The sequence below is a fragment of the Plantibacter sp. MMLR14_011 genome, from assembly GCF_001865025.1.
GTDB lineage: Bacteria > Actinomycetota > Actinomycetes > Actinomycetales > Microbacteriaceae > Plantibacter > Plantibacter flavus_A.
The window spans coordinates 267,666-290,095 of record NZ_MJGW01000008.1; the positions used below are offsets into that span (position 1 = coordinate 267,666).

General features: G+C 68.9%; 16 protein-coding genes and 1 tRNA gene. 14 read left to right on the forward strand and 3 right to left on the reverse strand.

The window, feature by feature from the left end:
- The first annotated feature begins 2 nt into the window (after window positions 1–2).
- From trpC to BIU99_RS05750, 9 genes are all read left to right on the forward strand, one after another.
- Complete coding sequence (gene trpC / locus BIU99_RS05710; RefSeq protein ID WP_064293852.1) at window positions 3–779, forward strand: indole-3-glycerol phosphate synthase TrpC; 777 nt, start codon at window positions 3–5, stop codon at window positions 777–779.
- Window positions 776–2,026 carry a tryptophan synthase subunit beta gene (trpB, locus tag BIU99_RS05715; RefSeq protein ID WP_369808438.1) on the forward strand — a complete coding sequence of 417 codons (1,251 nt, stop codon included), beginning with the start codon at window positions 776–778 and terminating at the stop codon, window positions 2,024–2,026. The genes trpC and trpB overlap by 4 nt, the downstream gene beginning before the upstream one ends.
- The gene (trpA, locus tag BIU99_RS05720; protein WP_064293854.1) at window positions 2,023–2,835 is read left to right on the forward strand and encodes a tryptophan synthase subunit alpha; all 813 of its coding nucleotides are present in this window, start codon (window positions 2,023–2,025) and stop codon (window positions 2,833–2,835) included. The genes trpB and trpA overlap by 4 nt, the downstream gene beginning before the upstream one ends.
- Before the next feature lie 75 nt (window positions 2,836–2,910).
- Window positions 2,911–3,924, forward strand: a complete 1,014-nt coding sequence (gene lgt / locus BIU99_RS05725) for a prolipoprotein diacylglyceryl transferase (protein ID WP_064293855.1) — start codon at window positions 2,911–2,913, stop codon at window positions 3,922–3,924.
- 118 nt (window positions 3,925–4,042) lie between these two features.
- Window positions 4,043–8,605: a glutamate synthase large subunit gene (gene gltB / locus BIU99_RS05730; RefSeq protein WP_071260179.1), complete on the forward strand. Its 4,563-nt coding sequence runs from the start codon at window positions 4,043–4,045 to the stop codon at window positions 8,603–8,605.
- A complete protein-coding gene (locus BIU99_RS05735; RefSeq protein ID WP_064296909.1) occupies window positions 8,598–10,055 on the forward strand; it encodes a glutamate synthase subunit beta in 1,458 nt (485 codons plus the stop codon). Before gltB ends, BIU99_RS05735 begins: the two co-directional genes overlap by 8 nt.
- Window positions 10,056–10,147: 92 nt before the next feature.
- The gene (gene pyk / locus BIU99_RS05740) at window positions 10,148–11,563 is read left to right on the forward strand and encodes a pyruvate kinase (RefSeq protein ID WP_064296910.1); all 1,416 of its coding nucleotides are present in this window, start codon (window positions 10,148–10,150) and stop codon (window positions 11,561–11,563) included.
- Between the two features lie 114 nt (window positions 11,564–11,677).
- Window positions 11,678–13,018, forward strand: a complete 1,341-nt coding sequence (locus BIU99_RS05745) for a CoA transferase (protein WP_083397211.1) — start codon at window positions 11,678–11,680, stop codon at window positions 13,016–13,018.
- A gap of 60 nt (window positions 13,019–13,078) precedes the next feature.
- Window positions 13,079–13,741, forward strand: coding sequence for a histidine phosphatase family protein (locus BIU99_RS05750; protein ID WP_071260372.1), 663 nt, complete (start codon window positions 13,079–13,081; stop codon window positions 13,739–13,741).
- On the opposite strand, the gene BIU99_RS05755 is transcribed toward BIU99_RS05750, so the two are convergent.
- Both BIU99_RS05755 and BIU99_RS05760 read right to left on the reverse strand, forming a co-directional pair.
- Complete coding sequence (locus tag BIU99_RS05755; protein WP_124769355.1) at window positions 13,742–14,014, reverse strand: hypothetical protein; 273 nt, start codon at window positions 14,012–14,014, stop codon at window positions 13,742–13,744.
- A 60-nt stretch (window positions 14,015–14,074) separates the two neighbouring features.
- Window positions 14,075–14,158 (reverse strand) — tRNA-Leu (locus tag BIU99_RS05760).
- 54 nt (window positions 14,159–14,212) lie between these two features.
- Between BIU99_RS05760 and BIU99_RS05765 the strand changes: the two genes are divergently transcribed.
- A complete protein-coding gene (locus tag BIU99_RS05765; RefSeq protein ID WP_064296913.1) occupies window positions 14,213–14,818 on the forward strand; it encodes an ANTAR domain-containing response regulator in 606 nt (201 codons plus the stop codon).
- A gap of 74 nt (window positions 14,819–14,892) precedes the next feature.
- Here the strand turns inward: BIU99_RS05765 and BIU99_RS05770 are convergent, their stop codons facing one another.
- Window positions 14,893–15,315: a hotdog fold thioesterase gene (locus BIU99_RS05770; RefSeq protein ID WP_071260373.1), complete on the reverse strand. Its 423-nt coding sequence runs from the start codon at window positions 15,313–15,315 to the stop codon at window positions 14,893–14,895.
- Between the two features lie 55 nt (window positions 15,316–15,370).
- Here BIU99_RS05770 and polA point away from each other — a divergent pair, with 55 nt between their 5' ends.
- From polA to rpsA, 4 genes are all read left to right on the forward strand, one after another.
- Window positions 15,371–18,031 carry a DNA polymerase I gene (gene polA / locus BIU99_RS05775; RefSeq protein WP_071260184.1) on the forward strand — a complete coding sequence of 887 codons (2,661 nt, stop codon included), beginning with the start codon at window positions 15,371–15,373 and terminating at the stop codon, window positions 18,029–18,031.
- 57 nt (window positions 18,032–18,088) lie between these two features.
- Window positions 18,089–19,765 carry a DUF885 domain-containing protein gene (locus BIU99_RS05780; RefSeq protein WP_071260186.1) on the forward strand — a complete coding sequence of 559 codons (1,677 nt, stop codon included), beginning with the start codon at window positions 18,089–18,091 and terminating at the stop codon, window positions 19,763–19,765.
- Window positions 19,762–20,748 carry an epimerase gene (locus BIU99_RS05785; protein ID WP_071260189.1) on the forward strand — a complete coding sequence of 329 codons (987 nt, stop codon included), beginning with the start codon at window positions 19,762–19,764 and terminating at the stop codon, window positions 20,746–20,748. Before BIU99_RS05780 ends, BIU99_RS05785 begins: the two co-directional genes overlap by 4 nt.
- Before the next feature lie 174 nt (window positions 20,749–20,922).
- Entirely contained in the window at window positions 20,923–22,380 is a 1,458-nt protein-coding gene (gene rpsA, locus BIU99_RS05790) for a 30S ribosomal protein S1 (RefSeq protein WP_071260192.1), read from the forward strand.
- The last annotated feature ends 50 nt before the right edge of the window (window positions 22,381–22,430 follow it).

The window sequence follows — 22,430 nt, forward strand, 5'->3', positions numbered from 1 at the left end:
ACATGCTCGCCGACCTGATGGCCGGCGCGAAGGAGGACGCCCTCGGGCGCCTCGCGGGCCGTCCGGCTGCAGTCGTCGAAGCCGCTGCCGTCGAGGCCCCTCCGGCCATCGACGCCCTCGCTGCGCTCGCCCCGGCCGACCAGGTCAAGATCATCGCCGAGGTCAAGCGGTCCAGCCCGTCACGCGGCGCGTTGGCCGACATCCCCGACCCGGCGCTCCTCGCCTCGCTCTACGAGCAGGGTGGTGCCAGCGCGGTCAGTGTGCTGACCGAGGGCCGGAGGTTCGGTGGTTCGCTGCAGGACCTCGAGGCCGTCCGGGCTTCGATCCGCATCCCGGTCCTGCGGAAGGACTTCATCTCCCTGCCGTACCAGGTGTTCGAAGCCCGGGCATCCGGCGCCGACCTGGTCCTCCTGATCGTCGCCGGACTCGATCAGGCCACGCTGTCGTCGCTGCACGAGCTCGTCGTGCAGCTCGGCATGACGCCGCTGGTCGAGACCCATTCAGCCGATGAGCTGTCGAGGGCGAGCGACATCGGCGCCCGGCTCATCGGCGTCAACGCGCGGAACCTCAGCACCTTCGAACTCGACCAACACCTCTTCGGATCGTTGACCGACCGTTTCCCCGCCGACGCCGTCAAGGTGGCCGAGTCCGCCGTGCTCCGCGCCGCCGACGTCGCCGCCTACCGACGTGACGGCGCCGACGTCGTCCTGGTCGGCGAGGCGCTCGTCACCGGCGACCCCGTCGCCACCCTCGAACAGTTCCTGGGAGCCACCGCATGACCATGTCACCAGCCACCCCCGCCCACGCGGAATCGACGCACCTCCGAGACGAGGCAGGCCCGTTCTTCGGCGACTTCGGCGGACGCTACATGCCTGAGGCGCTCATCGCCGCGGTCGACGAACTCGCGACGGCCTACGAGGCCGCCAAGGCCGACGAGAGCTTCCAGGCCGAGCTCACGACGCTGCTCCGCGACTACGCCGGCCGCCCGTCGATCATCACCGAGGTGCCACGCTTCGCCGCATCGGCGGGCGGCGCGCGCATCTTCCTCAAGCGCGAGGACCTCAACCACACCGGCTCGCACAAGATCAACAACGTCCTGGGACAGGCGCTCCTCACGAAGCGCATCGGCAAGACCCGCGTCATCGCCGAGACCGGGGCCGGTCAGCACGGTGTGGCCACGGCCACCGCGGCCGCACTCTTCGGCCTCGACTGCACGATCTACATGGGCGAGGTCGACACCGAACGCCAGGCGCTCAACGTCGCCCGGATGCGACTCCTCGGCGCGACCGTCATCCCCGTGACGACCGGATCGCGGACCCTCAAGGACGCCATCAACGAGGCGTACCGCGACTGGGTCGCCTCGGTCGAGACGACGAACTACATCTTCGGCACCGCAGCGGGCCCACACCCGTTCCCCGTGATGGTGCGCGACTTCCAGAAGATCATCGGCGAAGAGGCCCGCGCACAGCTCCTCGAGTTGAACGGCTCACTCCCGGACGCGGTCGTCGCCTGCGTCGGCGGCGGCTCAAACGCGATCGGGATCTTCCACGCCTTCCTCGACGACGCGGACGTCGCGCTCTACGGGGTCGAGGCGGCCGGCGACGGCGTCGACACCCCACGGCATGCCGCGTCCATCGGCCGCGGTCGTCCGGGCGTCCTCCACGGTGCCCGCACCTTCGTCCTGCAGGACGACGACGGCCAGACCGTCGAGTCCCACTCGATCTCCGCCGGGCTCGACTACCCGGGCGTCGGACCGGAGCACGCCTGGCTCGCCGACACCGGGCGGGCGACGTACGTCCCTGCGACGGACGCCGAGGCGATGGAGGCCTTCCGGCTCCTGAGCCGCACCGAGGGCATCATCCCCGCGATCGAGTCCGCACACGCGCTTGCCGGGGCCATCGTCCTCGGCAAGGAGCTCGGCCCCGAGGCGACCATCCTGATCAACCTCTCCGGGCGCGGAGACAAGGACGTCGAGACGGCTGCGACCTACTTCGGGCTCCTCGACGAAGCCGGGCGGAACGCATGACCGCCCCGGCCACCGGTCACACGACGGTCTCACCGGTCGCTTCGGCGATCGATGCGGCCTCCGTGGACCGCCGCGGCGCCCTCATCGGATACCTCCCCGTCGGGTTCCCCGACCTCCAGACGAGCATCGACGCCGCCATCGCGCTCGCGCAGAACGGCGTCGACGTCCTCGAGCTCGGCGTGCCCTACTCGGACCCCGTCATGGACGGAGCGGTCATCCAGGCCGCGACGATGACGGCTCTCGCGGAGGGGTTCCGGTTGCGCGACGTCTTCACGGCGATCAGCGCCATCCGCGCCGCCGTGGACGTCCCGGTCCTCGTCATGACGTACTGGAATCCGGTGCTGCAGTACGGCGTCGAACGGTTCGCCTCCGACCTCGCAGCGGCCGGGGGAGCCGGGCTCATCACGCCCGACATCACCCCCGACGCCGCCGCGGACTGGCTCGACGCCAGCGAACGACACGGCCTCGACCGGGTCTTCCTCGCAGCCCCGACGTCGAGCGACGAGCGCCTGTCGCTCGTGACCGAACACTCCCGCGGCTTCGTCTACACCGTCTCCACGATGGGCATCACCGGTGCCCGGCAGGACCTCGACGCCGCTGCGAAGACCCTCGTCGGTCGGCTCCGCACGGCCGGGGCACAGCACGCGTGCGTCGGCATCGGCATCTCGACCGCGGAGCAGGTCCGCTCGGTCCTCGAGTACGCCGACGGAGCCATCGTCGGATCCGTGTTCGTCAAGGCACTCGCCGACGGCGGTGTCCCGGCGATCACCGAGGTCGCCCGTTCACTCGCGGCCGGCACCGCCCGCTGAGGGTATCCTCAGCACGTCCGCGATGCTGAAAGCCCTACACTCGATCAGAGTTCGTAACGAAAGGCGACCACTGCAGTGATTGCACCCCTCAGCATCCCGAGCCCGAACCCGGACATCGCGACCTTCAGCGTGGGCCCGTTCACGGTGCACATGTACGCGCTCTGCATCATCGCCGGGATCATCGCCGCCACCATCCTCACCTCCCGGCGGCTGACGAAGCGCGGTGCCGAGCCGGGCATCGTGCTCGACATCATCCTGTGGGCCATCCCCTTGGGGATCATCGGTGCGCGGATCTTCCACGTCCTGACCCACCCCGGCGACTACTTCTACCCGGGTGCGGACCTCCTGCGGACGCTCTACATCTGGGAGGGCGGCATCGCGATCTTCGGTTCGCTCATCGGTGGAGCGGTCGGCGCGTACATCGGCTGCCGCATGACGGGGATCCGGTTCTGGACCTTCGCCGACGCCCTCGCGCCCGGCCTGCTGCTCGCCCAGGCGTTCGGTCGCCTCGGCAACTACTTCAACCACGAGCTCTACGGGCTCCCCACGGACCTGCCCTGGGGCCTCGAGATCGAGGCCAGCAACCCCGCGTTCCCGATCGGTCTGCCCGCCGGCACGCTCTTCCACCCCACGTTCCTGTACGAGATCATCTGGAACCTGCTGGGGGTGGCCGTCATCCTCTGGATCGGACACCGCTTCAACCCGCAGTGGGGCCGCCTGTTCGGTGTCTACCTCATCTGGTACGGAGCCGGTCGCACGGTCTGGGAGACCATCCGGATCGACCCGAGCGAGTACCTCTTCGGCATCCGCGCCAACGTCTGGGCCGCGATCTTCGCGATCGTCGTCGGACTTGCGATCATCGTCATCCAGTCGCGTCGCCACACGGGTGCGGAGCCGTCGCCGTACGTCCCCGGCCGTTCCTGGGCCGGTCCGAAGGCTGCGGTAGACTACTACGACACCGACGCGGAGAACCTGGGGCTGCGCAGTGCCTCCGCCGACGACGATGCCGACGGATCAGACCGCACTGCGTCATCCACTCCGTCGTCCGAAGCCACGGTCGCCACAAGCAAGACCGGCTCTCGCTCCTAGGCTGAACGCACCCTCGTCGGCCCGGTAGATCCCGGCTCAGCAGGGGATCCATCACCCGTTTCGTCCCAGGGCCAGCGACGTCCCCCTTCTGATCCCCTTTCGTGAGGACGGTAATTCCATGGCGCATGCACCGTACGCTTCGTTCAGCTCGGTTCCGCCCAAGCAGGGCATGTACGACCCGGCGAACGAGAAGGACGCCTGTGGCCTGGCGATGGTCGCGACCCTGACGGGCGAGGCCTCGCACAGCATCATCGACGCGGCCCTCGGTTCGCTTCGCAACCTGGAGCACCGCGGCGCGATCGGTTCCGACGCCGGGACCGGCGACGGCGCGGGCATCCTCACCCAGATGCCCGACGCCTTCCTGCGCGGCGTCGCCGGATTCGAGCTGCCGCCGCTCGGTTCGTACGCCGTGGGCATCGCCTTCCTGCCCACCGACGCCTCCGAGCGCGCACAGCTCCAGACCCGCATCGCCGCGATCGCCGCCGAGGAGGAACTCACGGTCCTCGGCTGGCGCGAGGTGCCGGTCGACCCCGACGAGTTGGGGAAGCTCGCCCGTGCCGCCATGCCGGCATTCGAGCAACTGTTCGTCACCGGGTCCGGAGCCTCGACGCCGACCGGGATCGCCCTCGACCGACTCGCCTTCCGGCTCCGGAAGCGGGCGGAGCGCGAGCTCGGGGCGTACTTCATCTCCCTGTCGAGCCGCACGCTCGTCTACAAGGGCATGGTCACGACGCTCCAGCTCGAACCGTTCTACCCCGACCTGTCCGACGAGCGGTTCGCGACCAAGCTCGCCATCGTCCACTCGCGGTACTCCACCAACACGTTCCCGTCCTGGCCGCTGGCCCAGCCGCTGCGCATGATGGCGCACAACGGCGAGATCAACACGGTCGAGGGGAACCGCAACTGGATGCGCGCGCGGCAGTCGCAGCTCGAGTCCGAGCTCATCGGCGACATCCGCCCGCTGCTCCCCATCATCACGCCCGGAGCGAGCGACTCCGCCTCGTTCGACGAGGTCCTCGAGCTGCTGACGCTGACCGGACGGTCTCTCCCGCACGCCATGATGATGATGGTCCCCGAGGCCTGGGAGAAGCAGACCGGGCTGTCGCAGGAGCGACGCGACTTCTACGAGTTCAACTCCATGCAGATGGAGCCGTGGGACGGTCCGGCCGCCCTCACCTTCACGGACGGCTCACTCGTCGGCGCGACCCTGGACCGGAACGGCCTGCGTCCCGGTCGGTGGCTGGAGACGACCGACGGTCTCGTCGTCCTGGGTAGCGAGATCGGCGTCCTCGACGTCGACCCGAGCCGGGTCAAGCGCAAGGGCCGCCTGCGTCCCGGGAAGATGTTCCTCGTCGACACCGAGGCCGGGCGGATCATCGAGGACGACGAGATCAAGGACGAGCTCTCGGCTTCGGCACCCTGGGGCGACTGGCTCGACGCCGGACGCATCAACCTGAGCGACCTGCCGGAGCGCGAGCACATCGTGCACACGCCGGCGTCCGTCACCCGCCGCCAGCGGACCTTCGGGTACACCGAGGAGGAGGTGCGCATCCTCCTGCAGCCCATGGGCCAGAACGGTGCGGAGCCGCTCGGCGCGATGGGGTCGGACACCCCGATCGCGGTGCTCTCCGACCGCCCTCGGCTGCTGTTCGACTACTTCGTGCAGCAGTTCGCCCAGGTCACCAACCCGCCGCTCGACTCGATCCGCGAGGAGGTCGTCACCTCGCTGAAGCTCGGGCTCGGCCCGGAGCGCAACCTCCTCTCCTGGGGTCCGGAGCACGCCAAGCAGGTCGTCCTCGACTTCCCGGTCATCGACAACGACGAGCTCGCCAAGATCCAGCACATCGACCCGAACCCGGCGAGCCCGCTGACGACGACCGTCAAGGCGCTCTACCGCGTCGAGGACGGCTCGGCCGGACTCGAGACACGCCTGCGCGAGATGTGCGACGAGGTCGACCAGGCGATCCTCGCAGGCTCGGAGTTCATCGTCCTGAGCGACCGTGACTCGAACTCCGACCTCGCGCCGATCCCGTCGCTGCTCTCGCTCGCCGCCGTGCACCACCACCTCATCCGCGCCGAGAACCGGATGAAGGTCGGGCTCGTCGTCGAGGCCGGCGACGTGCGCGAGGTCCACCACGTCGCGCTGCTCATCGGCTACGGCGCCTCCGCCATCAACCCGTACCTGGCCATGGAGAGCTGCGAGGACCTCGTCCGCAGCGGCCTCATCCAGGGCGTCACCCGCGAGCAGGCCGTCAAGAACGTCATCAAGGCGCTCGGCAAGGGCGTGCTCAAGATCATGTCGAAGATGGGCATCTCGACGGTGTCCTCCTACGCCGGAGCACAGGCCTTCGAGGCCGTCGGCCTGAGCCAGCAGCTCGTCGACAGCTATTTCACCGGCACGGAGACGAAGCTCGGCGGTGTCGGCATCGAGGTGATCGCCGAGGAGAACGCGAAGCGTCACCGGTACGCGTACCCCGAGGACGCCGCATCGACGGCCCACGAGCGCCTGCAGTCCGGCGGTGAGTACCAGTGGCGTCGCGACGGTTCGCCGCACCTCTTCAACCCGGAGACGGTCTTCAAGCTCCAGCACGCGACCAAGACGCGCCGGTACGACATCTTCCGCGAGTACACCCACATGGTCGACTCCCAGGCGGCACAGCTCATGACGCTCCGCGGGATGTTCACCCTCCGCACCGGTGCCCGCCCGCCCGTCCCGCTCGACGAGGTCGAGTCGGTCGCCTCGATCGTGAAGCGGTTCTCGACCGGCGCGATGAGCTACGGCTCCATCTCGCGCGAGGCGCACGAGACGCTGGCGATCGCGATGAACAGCATCGGTGCCAAGTCGAACACCGGTGAGGGTGGCGAGGACGTCGACCGGCTCCTCGACCCGACGCGCCGCAGCGCGATCAAGCAGGTCGCCTCCGGCCGGTTCGGCGTGACGAGCATGTACCTCACGCACGCCGACGACATCCAGATCAAGCTCGCCCAGGGCGCGAAGCCCGGTGAGGGCGGGCAGTTGCCGCCGACGAAGGTCTACCCGTGGGTGGCGCGGACGCGGCACGCCACCGCGGGCGTCGGCCTCATCTCGCCGCCGCCGCACCACGACATCTACTCGATCGAGGACCTCAAGCAGCTCATCTTCGACCTGAAGCGTGCGAACCCGAAGGCCCGGATCCACACCAAGCTGGTCAGCCAGTCCGGCATCGGTGCGGTGGCCGCGGGCGTCGCGAAGGCGCTCTCGGACGTCATCCTCGTCTCCGGTCACGACGGCGGAACCGGCGCAAGCCCGTTGAACTCCCTGAAGCACGCGGGCACGCCCTGGGAGCTGGGTCTCGCTGAGACGCAGCAGACCCTCATGCTCAACAACATGCGCGACCGGGTCGTGGTGCAGGTCGACGGTCAGATGAAGACCGGACGCGACGTCGTCATCGGGGCCCTGCTCGGCGCCGAGGAGTTCGGCTTCGCGACGGCACCGCTCGTCGTCTCCGGGTGCGTCATGATGCGCGTGTGCCACCTCGACACCTGCCCGGTCGGCGTCGCGACGCAGAACCCGGTGCTGCGCGAGCGGTTCACCGGCAAGCCGGAGTTCGTCGTGAACTTCTTCGAGTTCATCGCCCAGGAGGTGCGCGAGTACCTCGCCGAGCTCGGGTTCCGGACGCTCGAGGAGGCGATCGGCCACAACGAACTGATCGACGCCGACCGGGCGATCGACCACTGGAAGGCGTCCGGGCTCGACCTGGCCCCGGTCCTCGTGGGTCCCGTCTTCGCCGACGACGAGCCGCGGATCAACCGCCGGCCGCAGGAGCACGAGCTCGAGAAGCACTTCGACCAGCAGCTCATCACGGCCGCCTCGGACGTGCTCGAACACGGTGGCCACTTCTCGGTCGACCTGCCCATCCGCAACACGGAGCGGGCGGTCGGCACCATGCTCGGCCACGAGGTCACCAGGCGGCACGGCGAGAACGGGCTCCCGGCAGGGAGCATCGACATCACCCTGCGCGGCTCGGCCGGGCAGTCCTTCGGCGCGTTCCTCCCCGGCGGCATCGCGCTGCGGCTCATCGGCGACTCGAACGACTACGTCGGCAAGGGCCTGTCCGGCGGACAGATCGTCGTCCGGCCATCCGAGCGCGCAGCCTTCGCGCCCGAGGAGAACGTGATCGCCGGCAACGTCATCGGGTACGGCGCGACCCAGGGCACCATGTTCCTGAGCGGGATCGTCGGCGAGCGGTTCCTGGTGCGCAACTCCGGCGCCACGGCGGTCGTCGAAGGCGTCGGTGACCACGCGCTCGAGTACATGACGGGTGGTCTCGCCGTCATCCTGGGTCAGACCGGCCGGAACCTCGGTGCGGGCATGTCCGGCGGCACGGCCTACGTGTTCGACCTCGAACGCGACCAGGTCAACCGCGACTCCCTCGCCTCGGGGGAGCTCACCCTGTCCGAACTCGACAGTGCCGACGCCGAGATCGTCCGCGACCTCCTCGAACGGCACGTCGTGGAGACCGGTTCTCCGCTGGCCGGCCGGCTGCTCGCCGACATCGAAGACTCACTCGCCCGGTTCGTCAAGGTCCTCCCGCGTGACTACGCGGCGGTCCTGGCGACCCGACAGACCGCACTCGACGAGGGGCTCGACCCCGACGGCGACATCGTATGGAACCGAATCCTGGAGGTGACCGGTGGCTGATCCCAAGGGATTCCTGAAGGTACCGGAGCGCGAGCTCCCGAAGCGCCGGCCCGTGCCGGTCCGCATCATGGACTGGAAAGAGGTCTACGAGCAGAGCGACCCCGCGACCGTCCGCAAGCAGGCTGGTCGCTGCATGGACTGCGGCATCCCGTTCTGCCATCAGGGCTGCCCGCTGGGCAACCTCATCCCGGAGTGGAACGACCTGATGTGGCGAGGCGAGGGACGCTCGGCCATCGAGCGGCTGCACGCCACGAACAACTTCCCGGAGTTCACAGGCCGTCTCTGCCCGGCGCCGTGCGAGAGTTCGTGCGTGCTGGGCATCAACCAGCCCGCCGTGACCATCAAGCAGGTCGAGGTGTCGATCATCGACCAGGCGTTCGCCAACGGTTGGGTCGAGTCCCACCCGCCGGAGCGGCTGACCGGCAAGACGGTCGCCGTCGTCGGTTCCGGTCCGGCCGGTCTCGCCGCAGCCCAGCAGCTGACGCGTGCCGGGCACACGGTCGCGGTCTACGAGCGCGACGACCGCATCGGTGGTCTGCTGCGCTACGGCATCCCCGACTTCAAGATGGAGAAGAAGCACCTCGACATCCGGCTGAAGCAGATGCAGGACGAGGGCACCCGGTTCCGCGCCGGCGTGAACATCGGGGTCGACATCAGCTGGGACGAGCTCCGCGCCCGCTACGACGCCGTCGTCATCGCCACCGGCGCGATGGTGCCGCGCGACCTGCCGATCCCCGGTCGTGACCTCTCCGGGGTCCACTTCGCGATGGAGTACCTCGTGCAGGCGAACCGCGTCGGCGCCGGCGACACGGTCGCCGACCAGATCACGGCGGAGGACAAGCACGTGGTCGTCCTCGGCGGCGGCGACACCGGTGCCGACTGCATCGGCACGGCGCACCGTCAGGGTGCCGCCTCCGTCACGAATCTCGCCATCGGCACGCAGCCGGCGGGGGAGCGGCCCGAGCACCAGCCGTGGCCCATGATGCCGACGCTCTTCGAGGTCGCGAGCGCACACGAGGAGGGCGGCAACCGCGAGTACCTGGTGTCGACCGTCGAGTTCCTCGCCAACGAGGCCGGCGAGGTGCGGGCGATCCGCGTCGCCGAGACGGAGTTCATCGACGGCCGTCGCGTGCCGAAGAGTGGCACCGAGCGGGAGATCCCGGCCGACCTCGTCCTGCTCGCACTCGGATTCACGGGCCCGGAGGACGAGACCCTCGAGTCGCAGTTCCAGCTCCCCTTCACCGGGCGTGGCAACGTGGCGCGGGAGCACGATTACCAGACCAACCAGCCCGGCGTGTTCGTCGCGGGTGACGCCGGTCGTGGCCAGTCCCTCATCGTGTGGGCGATCGCCGAGGGCCGCGCTGCGGCGGCGGCCGTCGACCAGTACCTCGAGGGCGAGACCCAGCTTCCCTTCCCGGTCCGTCCCACGGACCAGCCCATCTCCCTCTAGGCTTTCAAGCGGACGACAAGCGTCGGACGCATCATGCCGAGCAGTGAGTACCGAAGCGCCTCGCGCGCAGAAATCATGGAGAACACACACACATGAGACGAGCCAAGATCGTCGCAACGCTGGGGCCTGCAGTCTCCAGCTATGAGAACATCCGGGCCATCATCGATGCGGGGGTCGATGTCACCCGGATGAACCTGAGCCACGGCAGCTACGACGTGCACGAGGCCATCTACGCCAACGTGCGCAAGGCCACCGAGGACTCCGGCCGTGCCGTCGCCGTCCTGGTCGACCTGCAGGGCCCGAAGATCCGCCTCGGCAAGTTCGAGGGCGGCCCGTACGACCTCGCCGTCGGCGACATCTTCAAGATCACGACCGAGGACATCCTCGGCACCAAGGAGATCTCCTCGACGACGTTCAAGGGCCTGCCCCAGGACGTCAAGCCGGGCGACTTCCTCCTGATCGACGACGGCAAGGTCAAGGTCGAGGTCGTTGAAGCGGACGACACCGTCGTGACCACGCGCGTCATCGTCGCCGGCCCCGTGTCGAACAACAAGGGCATCAACCTCCCCGGCGTCGCCGTCAACGTCCCCGCGCTCAGCGAGAAGGACGAAGCGGACCTCCGCTGGGGACTGCGTCTCGGCGCCGACCTCATCGCCCTGTCGTTCGTGCGCGACGCAGCCGACATCGACCGTGTCCACGAGATCATGGCGGAGGAGGGCCGCAAGGTCCCCGTGATCGCCAAGATCGAGAAGCCGCAGGCCGTCGAGAACCTCGAGGGCATCGTCGAGGCGTTCGACGCGATCATGGTCGCCCGTGGCGACCTCGGTGTCGAGCTCCCGCTCGAGGCCGTCCCGATCGTGCAGAAGCGTGCGGTGGAGCTCGCTCGCCGCATGGCGAAGCCGGTCATCGTCGCGACGCAGATGCTCGAGTCGATGATCTCCAGCCCCATCCCGACCCGCGCGGAGACCTCCGATGTCGCGAACGCGGTGCTCGACGGTGCTGACGCGGTCATGCTCAGTGGCGAGACGAGTGTCGGCGCCTACCCGGTGATCACGGTCCAGACCATGGCCCGGATCGTCGAGTCGACCGAGATCCACGGTCTCGACCGCGTTCCGCCGCTCGGCACGAAGCCGCGCACCCAGGCCGGAGCGATCACGTTGGCGGCCGTCGAGGTGGCGGACTTCGTCGAGGCGAAGTTCCTCTGCGTCTTCACGGAGTCGGGGGAGTCGGTCCGCCGCATGGCCCGTCTCCGCAACCGGATCCCGATCCTGGCGTTCACGCCCGACCCGGCCATCCGTCGTCGGATGGCGCTGAACTGGGGCGTCGAGTCCTTCGTCGTCGAGCGCGTGACGCACACCGACCAGATGGTCGCCCAGGTGGACGAGGTCCTCGTCGCCACGGGCAAGGCCGCCGTCGGTGAGCCGGTCATCATCATCTCCGGTTCCCCTCCCGGCATCCCCGGGACGACGAACGACATCCGCGTCCACAAGGTGGGCGACGTCCTCTAGTCGTCGACAGCAGCGAAGGCCGTGGTCCTCCCGTACGGGGACCACGGCCTTCGTCGTCCGCCGGGTGTGCGGTGGCACCGCGATTCCGGACGCCGTGGGTCTAGCCTGATGCCCATGAACCGTTCCGTCCTCGTCGACGACACCCTCCGCAGCGCAGTGGGCCTGGAGCCGGGAGGCGTCGACCGTGAGGCGACCGGTGCGGCGGGACTCCTGGCCTCCCGATTCGCCGTCCTGGAGCTCGCCGCGGTCGCCGTCGGCGCCGTGGAGGATGCCGCCGACCGACTCCGCATCGCCCTCGGATACGAGCCGATGCACACGGCTCTCGACCTCGAGCGGATCGCCGCGGCCTACCAGAGCGACCGCCTGTTGCGGATCGACGGAGCAGCCGTGGACGCGTTCGCGCCACTGTCCGGCTTCTTCGCCGCGGCAGACGGCTGGGTGCGCACGCACGCGAACTACCCGCACCATCGCCGCCGCCTGAGCGCCATGCTCGGGATCGGCGACGAGGCCACCCGCGCAGAGCTCGCCTCGGCGATCGCCTCCCGCTCGGCCCTCGACCTGGAATCGGAGGCCGCCGGGGTCGGCGCACTGCTCGTCGCCGTCCGGAGCGCTGCCGAATGGTCGTCCACACCGCAGGCCTCGGTCGGTGACGGACCGCTCGTCAGGCGCCACGGTGGCTCCAGCGGCTCGAGGATCGCCTCGTGGGTGCGGCCCACGCGCCGGCAACCCTTGCGCGGCCTCCGCGTCCTCGACCTGACGCGGGTGATCGCCGGTCCCGTGTCCACGAGGACCCTCGCGCTCCTCGGTGCGGACGTCCTGCGCGTGGATCCACCGCAGGTCCCCGAGATCCCCTGGCAGCACACCGACAGCGGCCAGGGGAAGCGGACGGCGACCCTCGACGCGTCGACACCGCGCGGCCTCGCGACACTGCAGACGCTGAGCGACGAGGCCGACATCCTGGTGACGGGGTACCGGCCACACGCCCTCGAGCGCCTCGGTCTGCGAGGTCGCGACGGTCTGGTCACCGGCTCCGTCGACGCCTGGGGTACGACGAGCCCATGGGGTGATCGACGCGGGTTCGACAGCCTGGTCCAGGCCGCGACGGGCATCGCACTGGTCGAGGACGATGACGGCGTCCCGGGTGCCCTGCCGGCGCAGGCGCTCGACCACAGCGCGGGATACCTGCTGGCGGCGGCGATCGTCGACGACGTGGCGAGGGTCGTCGGTGGCGGTGATGCCGGCCGGTCGTCGGTGTCGCTCGCGCGTGTCAGTGCTGCGCTCCAGCGACTCTCGCGAACCGAGGATCCTCAGCCGTCCGACCTCCCGGGAGCGCGGTGCCTGGTCACCCACGGTGCGGTGACGACGGCCCGCCCCGCGCTCAGCGCCTTCGACGACCACGCGTCCCCGGCGGCCGTCCTGGGGAGCGCCGAACCGCAGTGGACCCCGCGCAGCTGATCCCGGCACACTCCGCACCGGGAGATGACCGCCGTCCGGTCGCTCGCCTACCCTGGAGACATGCGCCTCATCCTCATCAGACACGGTCAGACCTCGTCCAACGTCGCCGGCCTGCTCGACACCGCGATCCCCGGGGCCGTCCTCACCGAACTCGGCGAGACGCAGGCGGCCGCCCTCCCCAAAGCGCTCGTGGGGGAGCGGATCGACGCCGTCTACGCCTCCACCGCGGTGCGGGCGCAACAGACCGCCGCACCTGTCGCCGACGTCAGCGGGCTTCCCGTGATCGTCCGTGACGGACTCCGGGAGATCAGCGCCGGCGACAACGAGATGCTCGGGTCGCCCGAGGCCGTCCAGGTCTACATCGACACCATCGTGGCGTGGGCGATGGGCGACCTCGACACCCGGATGCCGGGCGGCGAGAACGGCCATGAGGTGTTCGCGCGTTTCGACGCCGTGATCGAGGAGCTCGAGGGCTCCGGACTGGAGAGCGTGGTGGTCGTGAGCCACGGAGCGATGCTCCGGTCCTGGCTCGGGCTGCGCGGGGCGAACGTCGACGGACACTTCATCGGCACGCACCCCATCACGAACACGGGCGTCATCATCGTCGACGGGGACACGACGACCGGTTGGCGGGTCGACACCTGGACGGGCGACGCCGTCGGCGGACCGGAGCTGACGACGGAGGCCGACGGTCCGGCCGCCGCCGTCGAGCGCGGCTTCTGATCAGTTCGCGTCGTCCGCCGAGGTCGCGCCGTCGGTGAGGAACGGTCCGGGCTCCTCGCCGGGCTGACCAGGCAGTGAACCGACGAGACGGTCGAGCTCGGCCGCGTCGACGTCGATGCCCTGGTCGCTGAGACGGTCCGCCAGCGCTGCCCGGACGTCGAGGTCCGGGGTGAGGGACCGGTCTGCTGCGACCTGCACGAGGATGCCCTGGAGCCGGTCGTCGGTGCTGGCGTCGTGGACGTCCTGGCGCGGGTCGGTGTGCTCTGCGGTCATGGTGTCGGGTCCCATCGTGTCGGCAGGTCGAGTGCACCCGGTGGGCCATCAGCTCGTTCCTGGTACCGGTGGTGGGACTCGAACCCACACGTCTTTCGACAAAGCATTTTGAGTGCTCCGCGTCTGCCATTCCGCCACACCGGCGCGTCCGCCGCACGGCGAACAGCAACCTGCATCAGAGTACCGTAGGATTTGAGGGTGACCGAGCAAGAGACCCCTCCCGCAGCCCCACGGCGCGTCGTCGTCGCTGAGGACGAATCCCTCATCCGCCTCGACATCGTCGAGATCCTCCGCGACAACGGTTTCGAGGTCGTCGGCGAGGCCGGCGACGGCGAGACCGCTGTCGCCCTCGCGACGGAACTCCGTCCGGATCTCGTGATCATGGACGTCAAGATGCCTCAGCTCGACGGCATCTCCGCGGCCGAGCGCATCGGTAAGGCGCACATCGCCCCGGTGGTCCTCCTCACGGCCTTCAGCCAGAAGGAGCTCGTCGAGCGGGCGAGCGAGGCAGGCGCCCTCGCCTACGTCGTGAAGCCGTTCACGCCGAACGACCTCCTTCCCGCGATCGAGATCGCCCTCTCGCGCTACCAGCAGATCATCACCCTCGAGGCCGAGGTCGCCGACATGGTCGAGCGCTTCGAGACCCGCAAGCTCGTCGACCGGGCGAAGGGCCTGCTCAACGAGAAGATGGGCCTCACCGAGCCCGAGGCGTTCCGCTGGATCCAGAAGGCCTCCATGGACCGTCGCCTCACCATGCACGATGTCGCGCAGGCCATCATCGAGCAGCTCAGCGCCAAGAAGTAGCGCTCCTCCCTCGTCGCAAGAGCGGCCCGTCCCCTCGGGGGCGGGCCGCTCTGCTGTGTCCGGTGCGGGGTTCGTCAGCGGGTCGGTGCGTCCTTGATGAGGTTCGTGATGCGGATCGTGGAGCACCGTCGTCCCTGCTCGTCGGTGACGGCGATCTCGTGCACCGTGAGCGAGCGACCGAGGTGGATCGGGGTGCAGACACCCGTCACGACGCCCTCGGTGGCGGACCTGGTGTGCGTCGCGTTGATGTCGATGCCGACCGCGAGTTTGCCCGGGCCCGCGAAGAGGTTGGCGGCCATCGAGCCGAGGGACTCGCCGAGCACGACGTACGCCCCACCGTGCAGCAGCATTGCGGGTTGGGTGTTGCCCTCGACGGGCATGGTGGCGACGGATCGCTGCACCGTGAACTCGGTGAACTCGATGCCCATCTTGGCGGCGAGTGCGCCGCTGCCCCTCGTCCGCAAGAACTCGAGTGCGTCGTCGGTCTCGTTCGTCATGTCCACCTTCGGATCGGGCCTGAGCCGTGTCGGCACCGGCTTGTAGGCTGGGCGCGTGTCGGAATCAGAAAAGCCTACCCTCCTCGTCGTCGACGGCCACTCGCTCGCATTCCGGGCGTTCTACGCCCTGCCGGTCGACAGCTTCCAAACCCGCGACGGTCAGCACACGAACGCCATCCACGGCTTCATCTCCATGCTGATCAGCCTGCTCAAGAACGAGAACCCGAGCCACATCGCCGTGGCGTTCGACATCTCGCGCCGTTCCTTCCGCACCCGCGAGTACCCCGAGTACAAGGGCACGCGCGGTGAGACCCCGGTGGAGTTCAAGGGGCAGGTGCCGCTGCTCGAAGAGGCGCTCAAGGCGATGAACATCACGACGATCAGCAAAGAGGACTACGAGGCCGACGACATCCTCGCCACCCTCGCCAAGCAGGGCGCCGAGGAGGGCTTCCGGGTCCTCGTCGTCTCCGGCGACCGCGACACCATCCAGCTCGTCACCGACGACGTCACCCTGCTGTACCCGTCGAGCCAGGGCGTCTCCGCGCTCACCCGGTACGACGGAGCCAAGGTCTTCGAGCGCTACGGCATCCGGCCGGAGCAGTACCCGGAGATCGCGGCGCTCGTCGGTGAGACGAGCGACAACCTCCCGGGCATCCCGAAGGTCGGCGAGAAGACCGCCGTGAAGTGGCTCAACCAGTTCGGCTCCCTCGAACAGATCCTCGAGCGCGCCGACGAGATCACCGGCAAGGTGGGGGAGAGCCTCCGCGAGCACAAGGAGAACGCGGTCCGCAACCGCCGACTCAACCGGCTCCTCACCGACGTCGAACTGTCCGTCGGACCGAAGGACCTCGAACGCCGACCGATCGACGCGGACGCGGTGGCGGCCGTCTTCGGGCGGCTCGAGTTCCGCACGCTGCTCGATCGGGTCCTCAAACTCGACGGACTCGAGGCCAACACGGATGTGTCCGCACCGCAGGCGGGCGGCGTGGTCATGCCACCGCAGAAGGAGCTGCTCGACGAAGAGCTCGAGGCGTGGATCACCCGTGCCGTCGCCGCACATCCCGCCGGGATCGGCCTCCACCTGGACCTCGACGGAGGCCTCCCGGTCGCAGCCGGCCTCGCGACCCCCACGGAGATCGTCTCGCTCGCCTGGCGTCCCGGTGAGGCCGACTACGCGCCGCTCGAGGCGTGGTTGGCGAGCGACGCCCCGAAGATCATGCACGACGCCAAGCCGCAGCTCCAGGCGGTCACGCGCGCCGGCCTGACGGTCGGCGGTCTCGGCTACGACACCGCGGTCGCCGGCTGGCTCCTGCGTCCGAGCGGCGGCGACAAGACGATCGCCGACCTCATCACGCGCTATCTCGACGAGACGATGCCCGTCGCCGACCCGAACCAGCTCGTCCCCGAGACCGACCCCGTGGGGGTCGGTGGCACCGCCTGGTACGCCCTCCGGGTCGCCGAGGCCACTCGCACGGCGCTCGACGCCGGGTCGCTCGGCGTGCTGCTCGACATGGAACTGCCGGTCCTCCAGGTGCTGGCCCACATGGAGCTCACCGGGGTGACGGTCGACCACGACATCCTGAGCGGCCTGTCCGAGCAGCTCGGGAACCGGGCTGCGGAGCTCGCGAGCAACGCGTATGCGGAGATCGGCCGCGAGGTCAACCTCGGATCACCGAAGCAGCTGCAGGAGGTCCTCTTCGACCAGCTCGCCATGCCGAAGACACGCGCCAACAAGACGGGCTTCTCGACCGACGCCGGCGCCCTGGCCGATCTCCAGGAGAAGAGCCCGCACCCGTTCCTCGGGCTCCTCCTCGAGCACCGCGATGCGACGAAGCTCCGCCAGATCGTGGAGACGCTCGACAAGGCGATCACGCCCGACGGCCGCATCCACACGACGTACGTCCAGATCGGGACCAGCACCGGTCGGATCTCCTCGACCGACCCGAACCTGCAGAACATCCCCGTGCGCACCGAGGAGGGACGCCGCATCCGCGCCGCCTTCCAAGCCGGCTCCGGGTACGAGACCCTGCTGACCGCCGACTACTCGCAGATCGAGATGCGGATCATGGCGCACCTCTCCGGCGATGCCGGCCTCATCGAGGCGTTCAAGTCCGGCGAGGACCTCCACCGTTTCGTCGGCGCGCGCATCTTCGGCGTCGCCGCCGAGGATGTGACCCCCGCGATGCGCAACAAGGTCAAAGCGATGTCGTACGGACTCGCCTACGGCTTGAGTGCGTTCGGGCTCTCGAAGCAGCTGCGGATCTCGAGCGCTGAGGCGAAGCAGCTCATGGTCGACTACTTCGAGCGCTTCGGTGCGGTCCGCGACTACCTGCGCAACGTCGTCGAGCAGGCCAAACTCGACGGCTACACCGAGACGATCTTCGGTCGTCGCAGGCTCTTCCCCGAGCTCTCGAGCCCCAACCGACTGGTCAGGGAGAACGCCGAACGCCAGGCGCTGAACGCCCCGATCCAGGGTTCGGCCGCCGACATCATGAAACGCGCCATGATCGGCATCGAGTCCGAGCTGCGCTCCGAATCCCTCAGCTCGCAGATGATGCTGCAGGTGCACGACGAACTGATCTTCGAGGTCGCCGAGGGGGAGTGGGACGCCCTGGAGCGCATCGTCCGAGCACAGATGGCCGGTGCCGCCGAACTGTCGGTACCGCTGGAGGTCCAGATCGGCCGCGGTCACGACTGGGACGCCGCAGCCCACTGAGCGCGCCCTGCGGGTCCGCACCCGGGCGGCGGACGGGTGCGGACTAGGCTCGTCGTCATGTCCCACGAAGAACTTCGTCAGAGCACACCGATCGACGCCATCGCCGAGAGCTGGGTGGAGACCCTCGTCCAGCTGAAGCCGGAGGTCGGCACCTACATCGGCCGCACGGACGTCGGCGGACGGTACGGCGACTACTCGCCGGCCGGGCACGAGGCGTACGTCGAAGCCGCGTCGCGCACGCTTCGCGAGCTGCGGTCCGCCGCACCGGTCGACGCCGTCGACCGCGTCACCCAGACCGACCTCTCGGCGGAACTGGAGCTCGACCTCGCCTCGTCGGAGGCCGGTCTCCAGTACCGCGACCTCAACGTGATCGCGTCGCCGTCGCAGGAACTGCGCGACGTCTTCGACCTGATGCCGACCGCGACGGTCGAGGACTGGAGCACCATCCGGACCCGCCTCGGCGCGTTGCCGGACGCGGTCGACGGGTACATCGAGACCCTGCGCGAGGGCATCGCCCGTGGGATCACCCCGGCACGCCGCCAGGTGGCCGAGGTGCACGAGCAGGTCCTCCGCACCGGCGCCGACGACGGATTCTTCATCGGCTTCGCCGCCAACGCCGGACCGGCGGACGGTCAGCTCCCGGCGTCCCTCGCCGCCGAACTCTCGACGGGTGCCGGCGCCGCAGCCGTCGCCTACAACCGTCTGGCGGACTTCCTCGCGCACGAACTGCTGCCTGCTGCGACCCAGGAGGACGCCATCGGCCGCGAGCTCTACGCGCTGCAGTCCCGCCGCTTCCTCGGCGCGACGGTCGACCTCGACGAGAGCTACGAGTGGGGCATCGAGGAACTGGCGCGCATGGTGTCGGAGCAGGAGGCGATCGCGAACGAGATCCTCCCCGGCGCGTCCGTCGAGGAGGCGGTCGCATTCCTCGAACAGGATCCGGTGCGCAAGCTGCACGGCACCGACGCGCTCCAGCGGTGGATGCAGGAGACGAGTGACCGTGCGGTCGAGGAGCTGGGGCGCACGCACTTCGACATCCCGCAGGAGATCCGCGCGCTCGAGTGCATGATCGCGCCGACGCAGGAGGGCGGGATCTACTACACCGGCCCGACGGACGACTTCTCACGCCCTGGCCGCATGTGGTGGTCCGTCCCCGCCGGCGTCACCGAGTTCGACACGTGGCGCGAGCTCACGACCGTCTACCACGAGGGTGTGCCAGGACATCACCTGCAGATCGGGCAGGCCGTCGTCAACCGGAAGACGCTCAACCTCTGGCGCCGACAGCTCGCCGGCACCTCCGGCCACGCCGAGGGATGGGCGCTCTACGCCGAGCGCCTGATGGAACAGCTCGGATACCTCGACGACCCGGCGGACCGCCTGGGCATGCTCGACGGTCAGCGGATGCGCGCGGCCCGCGTCGTCCTCGACATCGGCGTACACCTCGGCAAGCCGCTTCCGGACGGCAGCGGGACCTGGACCGCCGAGTACGCCTTCGACTTCATGGGTCGCAACGTCAACATGTCGCCGGAGTTCGTCTGGTTCGAGGTCAACCGGTACCTCGGTTGGCCCGGCCAGGCGCCCTCGTACAAGATCGGCCAGCGCATCTGGGAACAGCTCCGCGACGACGCGGCCCGCCGCGCCGGAGACGCCTTCGACATCAAGGACTTCCACCGTCGGGCACTGGACCTCGGTGGCGTCGGGCTCGACACGCTGCGGACGGCGATGCTCGGATGACGGCTGAACGGATCGTCGTCGCCGGCGCGTCCGGGTTCATCGGGCGTCGTCTGGTCGAGTCGTTCCGGGCCGACGGCGCCACCGTCTCCGTCATCGGGCGTGGTGCCGCCGACGCGCGATGGGGTGACCACGCGGGCATCGCCCGGCTGGTCGACGGCGCGGACCTCCTGGTCAACCTCGCCGGGAAGAGTGTGAACTGTCGCTACACCCCGTCGAACCGCGCCGAGATCCTCCGATCCCGCGTGAACACGACGACGGAGCTGGCGCGGGCGGTGCGTGCAGCCGTTTCGCCTCCGCCGCTCTGGATCAATGCGTCGACCGCCACGATCTACCGCCATGCCGACGACCGCCCGATGACGGAGGCCGACGGTGAGATCGGTTCCGGGTTCTCCGTCGACGTCGCGACCGCCTGGGAGCAGGCGTTCTTCGCGGACGAGCTGCCCGGGACACGACGGGTCGCCCTCCGCATCGCGATCGTCCTGGGGGACGGCGGAGCACTCACCCCGCTCAGGTGGTTGGCGCGTCTCGGCCTCGGCGGACCCCAACTGGACGGTCACTGGCCCACTTCCCGATCGCGTCGTGCCGCCGGCACGGATCACCGGTTCGGGACGCCGGGCGGGCGGCAGCGGTTCAGCTGGATCCACCTGGACGACGTCATCGGGATCGTCCGGTTCCTCCGTGGCCATCCCGAACTCGACGGCGTCGTCAACGTGACGTCACCGAACCCCACCGACAACCGCGGATTCATGCGGACCGTGCGGTACGTGCTCGGGATGCCGGTCGGCCTCCCCGCACCCCGCTGGTTGCTGGAGATCGGGATGTCCGTCCTGCGGACCGAGAGCGAGCTGGTCCTGAAGAGTCGCTGGGCGATGCCGGAGCGGTTGCTGCAGGCGGGCTACCGGTTCGAGCACCCGACGCTCGATCCAGCGCTGCGGGACATCCTCTCCCACCGCGGCTTGCCTGCACACCCGGAAAATCGCTAGACTGGACTGTCACAATTGTGACGTCCTATCCGCCTGCCCGTCTCGCAGAGCGACACCGATCCCCGGATCGGTTCACACAACAGCATCGCTTCGATCAACGTCCGTGGTCATCCACGGGTCCGGAGCCGTGCGCGAGGCCGGCCTGAATCATTGTCCACCTGGAGCAATTACTACATGACAAGCGCAACGACCGCCCCCAAGCAGGTCGCAATCAACGACATCGGATCTGCTGAGGACTTCCTCGCAGCGGTCGAAAAGACTCTGAAGTTCTTCAACGACGGCGACCTCATCGAGGGCACCGTCGTGAAGATCGACCGCGACGAGGTCCTCCTCGACGTCGGCTACAAGACCGAGGGTGTCATCCCCTCGCGTGAACTCTCCATCAAGCACGACGTCGACCCCTCCGAGGTCGTCAACGTCGGCGACACGATCGAGGCTCTCGTTCTCCAGAAGGAGGACAAGGAAGGCCGTCTGATCCTGTCGAAGAAGCGCGCGCAGTACGAGCGTGCTTGGGGCGACGTGGAGAAGATCAAGGAATCCGACGGCGTCGTCACCGGTTCGGTCATCGAGGTCGTCAAGGGCGGCCTCATCGTCGACATCGGCCTCCGTGGCTTCCTCCCGGCTTCGCTCATCGAGCTGCGCCGCGTCCGCGACCTCACGCCGTACCTCGGCCAGGAGATCGAGGCGAAGATCCTCGAGCTCGACAAGAACCGCAACAACGTGGTCCTGTCGCGCCGTGCGCTCCTCGAGCAGACGCAGTCCGAGAGCCGCACCACCTTCCTCAACAACCTCCAGAAGGGACAGGTCCGCAAGGGCGTCGTCTCCTCGATCGTCAACTTCGGCGCGTTCGTCGACCTCGGCGGCGTCGACGGTCTGGTCCACGTCTCCGAGCTCAGCTGGAAGCACATCGAGCACGCCAGCGAGGTCGTCGAGGTCGGTCAGGAAGTCACCGTCGAGATCCTCGAGGTCGACCTGGACCGCGAGCGCGTCTCGCTGTCGCTCAAGGCGACCCAGGAGGACCCGTGGCAGGTCTTCGCCCGCACCCACGCCATCGGCCAGGTTGCACCGGGTAAGGTCACCAAGCTCGTCCCGTTCGGTGCGTTCGTCCGCGTCGCAGACGGCATCGAGGGCCTCGTGCACATTTCGGAGCTCTCCGGCAAGCACGTCGAGCTCGCCGAGCAGGTCGTGTCGGTCGGCGAAGAGGTCTTCGTGAAGGTCATCGACATCGACCTCGAGCGTCGCCGTATCTCGCTGAGCCTCAAGCAGGCCAACGAGGGTGTCGACCCCGAGGGCACCGAGTTCGACCCGGCCCTCTACGGCATGCTCACGGAGTACGACGAGCTCGGGAACTACAAGTACCCCGAGGGCTTCGACGCCGAGACGCAGGAGTGGAAGGAAGGCTTCGACGCCGAGCGCGAGAAGTGGGAGCAGGACTACGCTGCCGCCCAGGCTCGTTGGGAAGCGCACAAGAAGCAGGTCGCTGCCGCAGCCGTCGAAGAGGCCAACCAGGCTTCCTCCTCGACCGTGTCCTCGTCGGCCGGTTCCTCGTTCTCGAGCGACTCCGCCGGCGGCGGCACGCTCGCTGACGACGAGTCCCTCGCGGCCCTCCGCGAGAAGCTCTCGAGCAACTAGTCCCATCAGCACCGACCAGCGTCGGTGTCCAGCAGGGGGTCGCCTTCGGG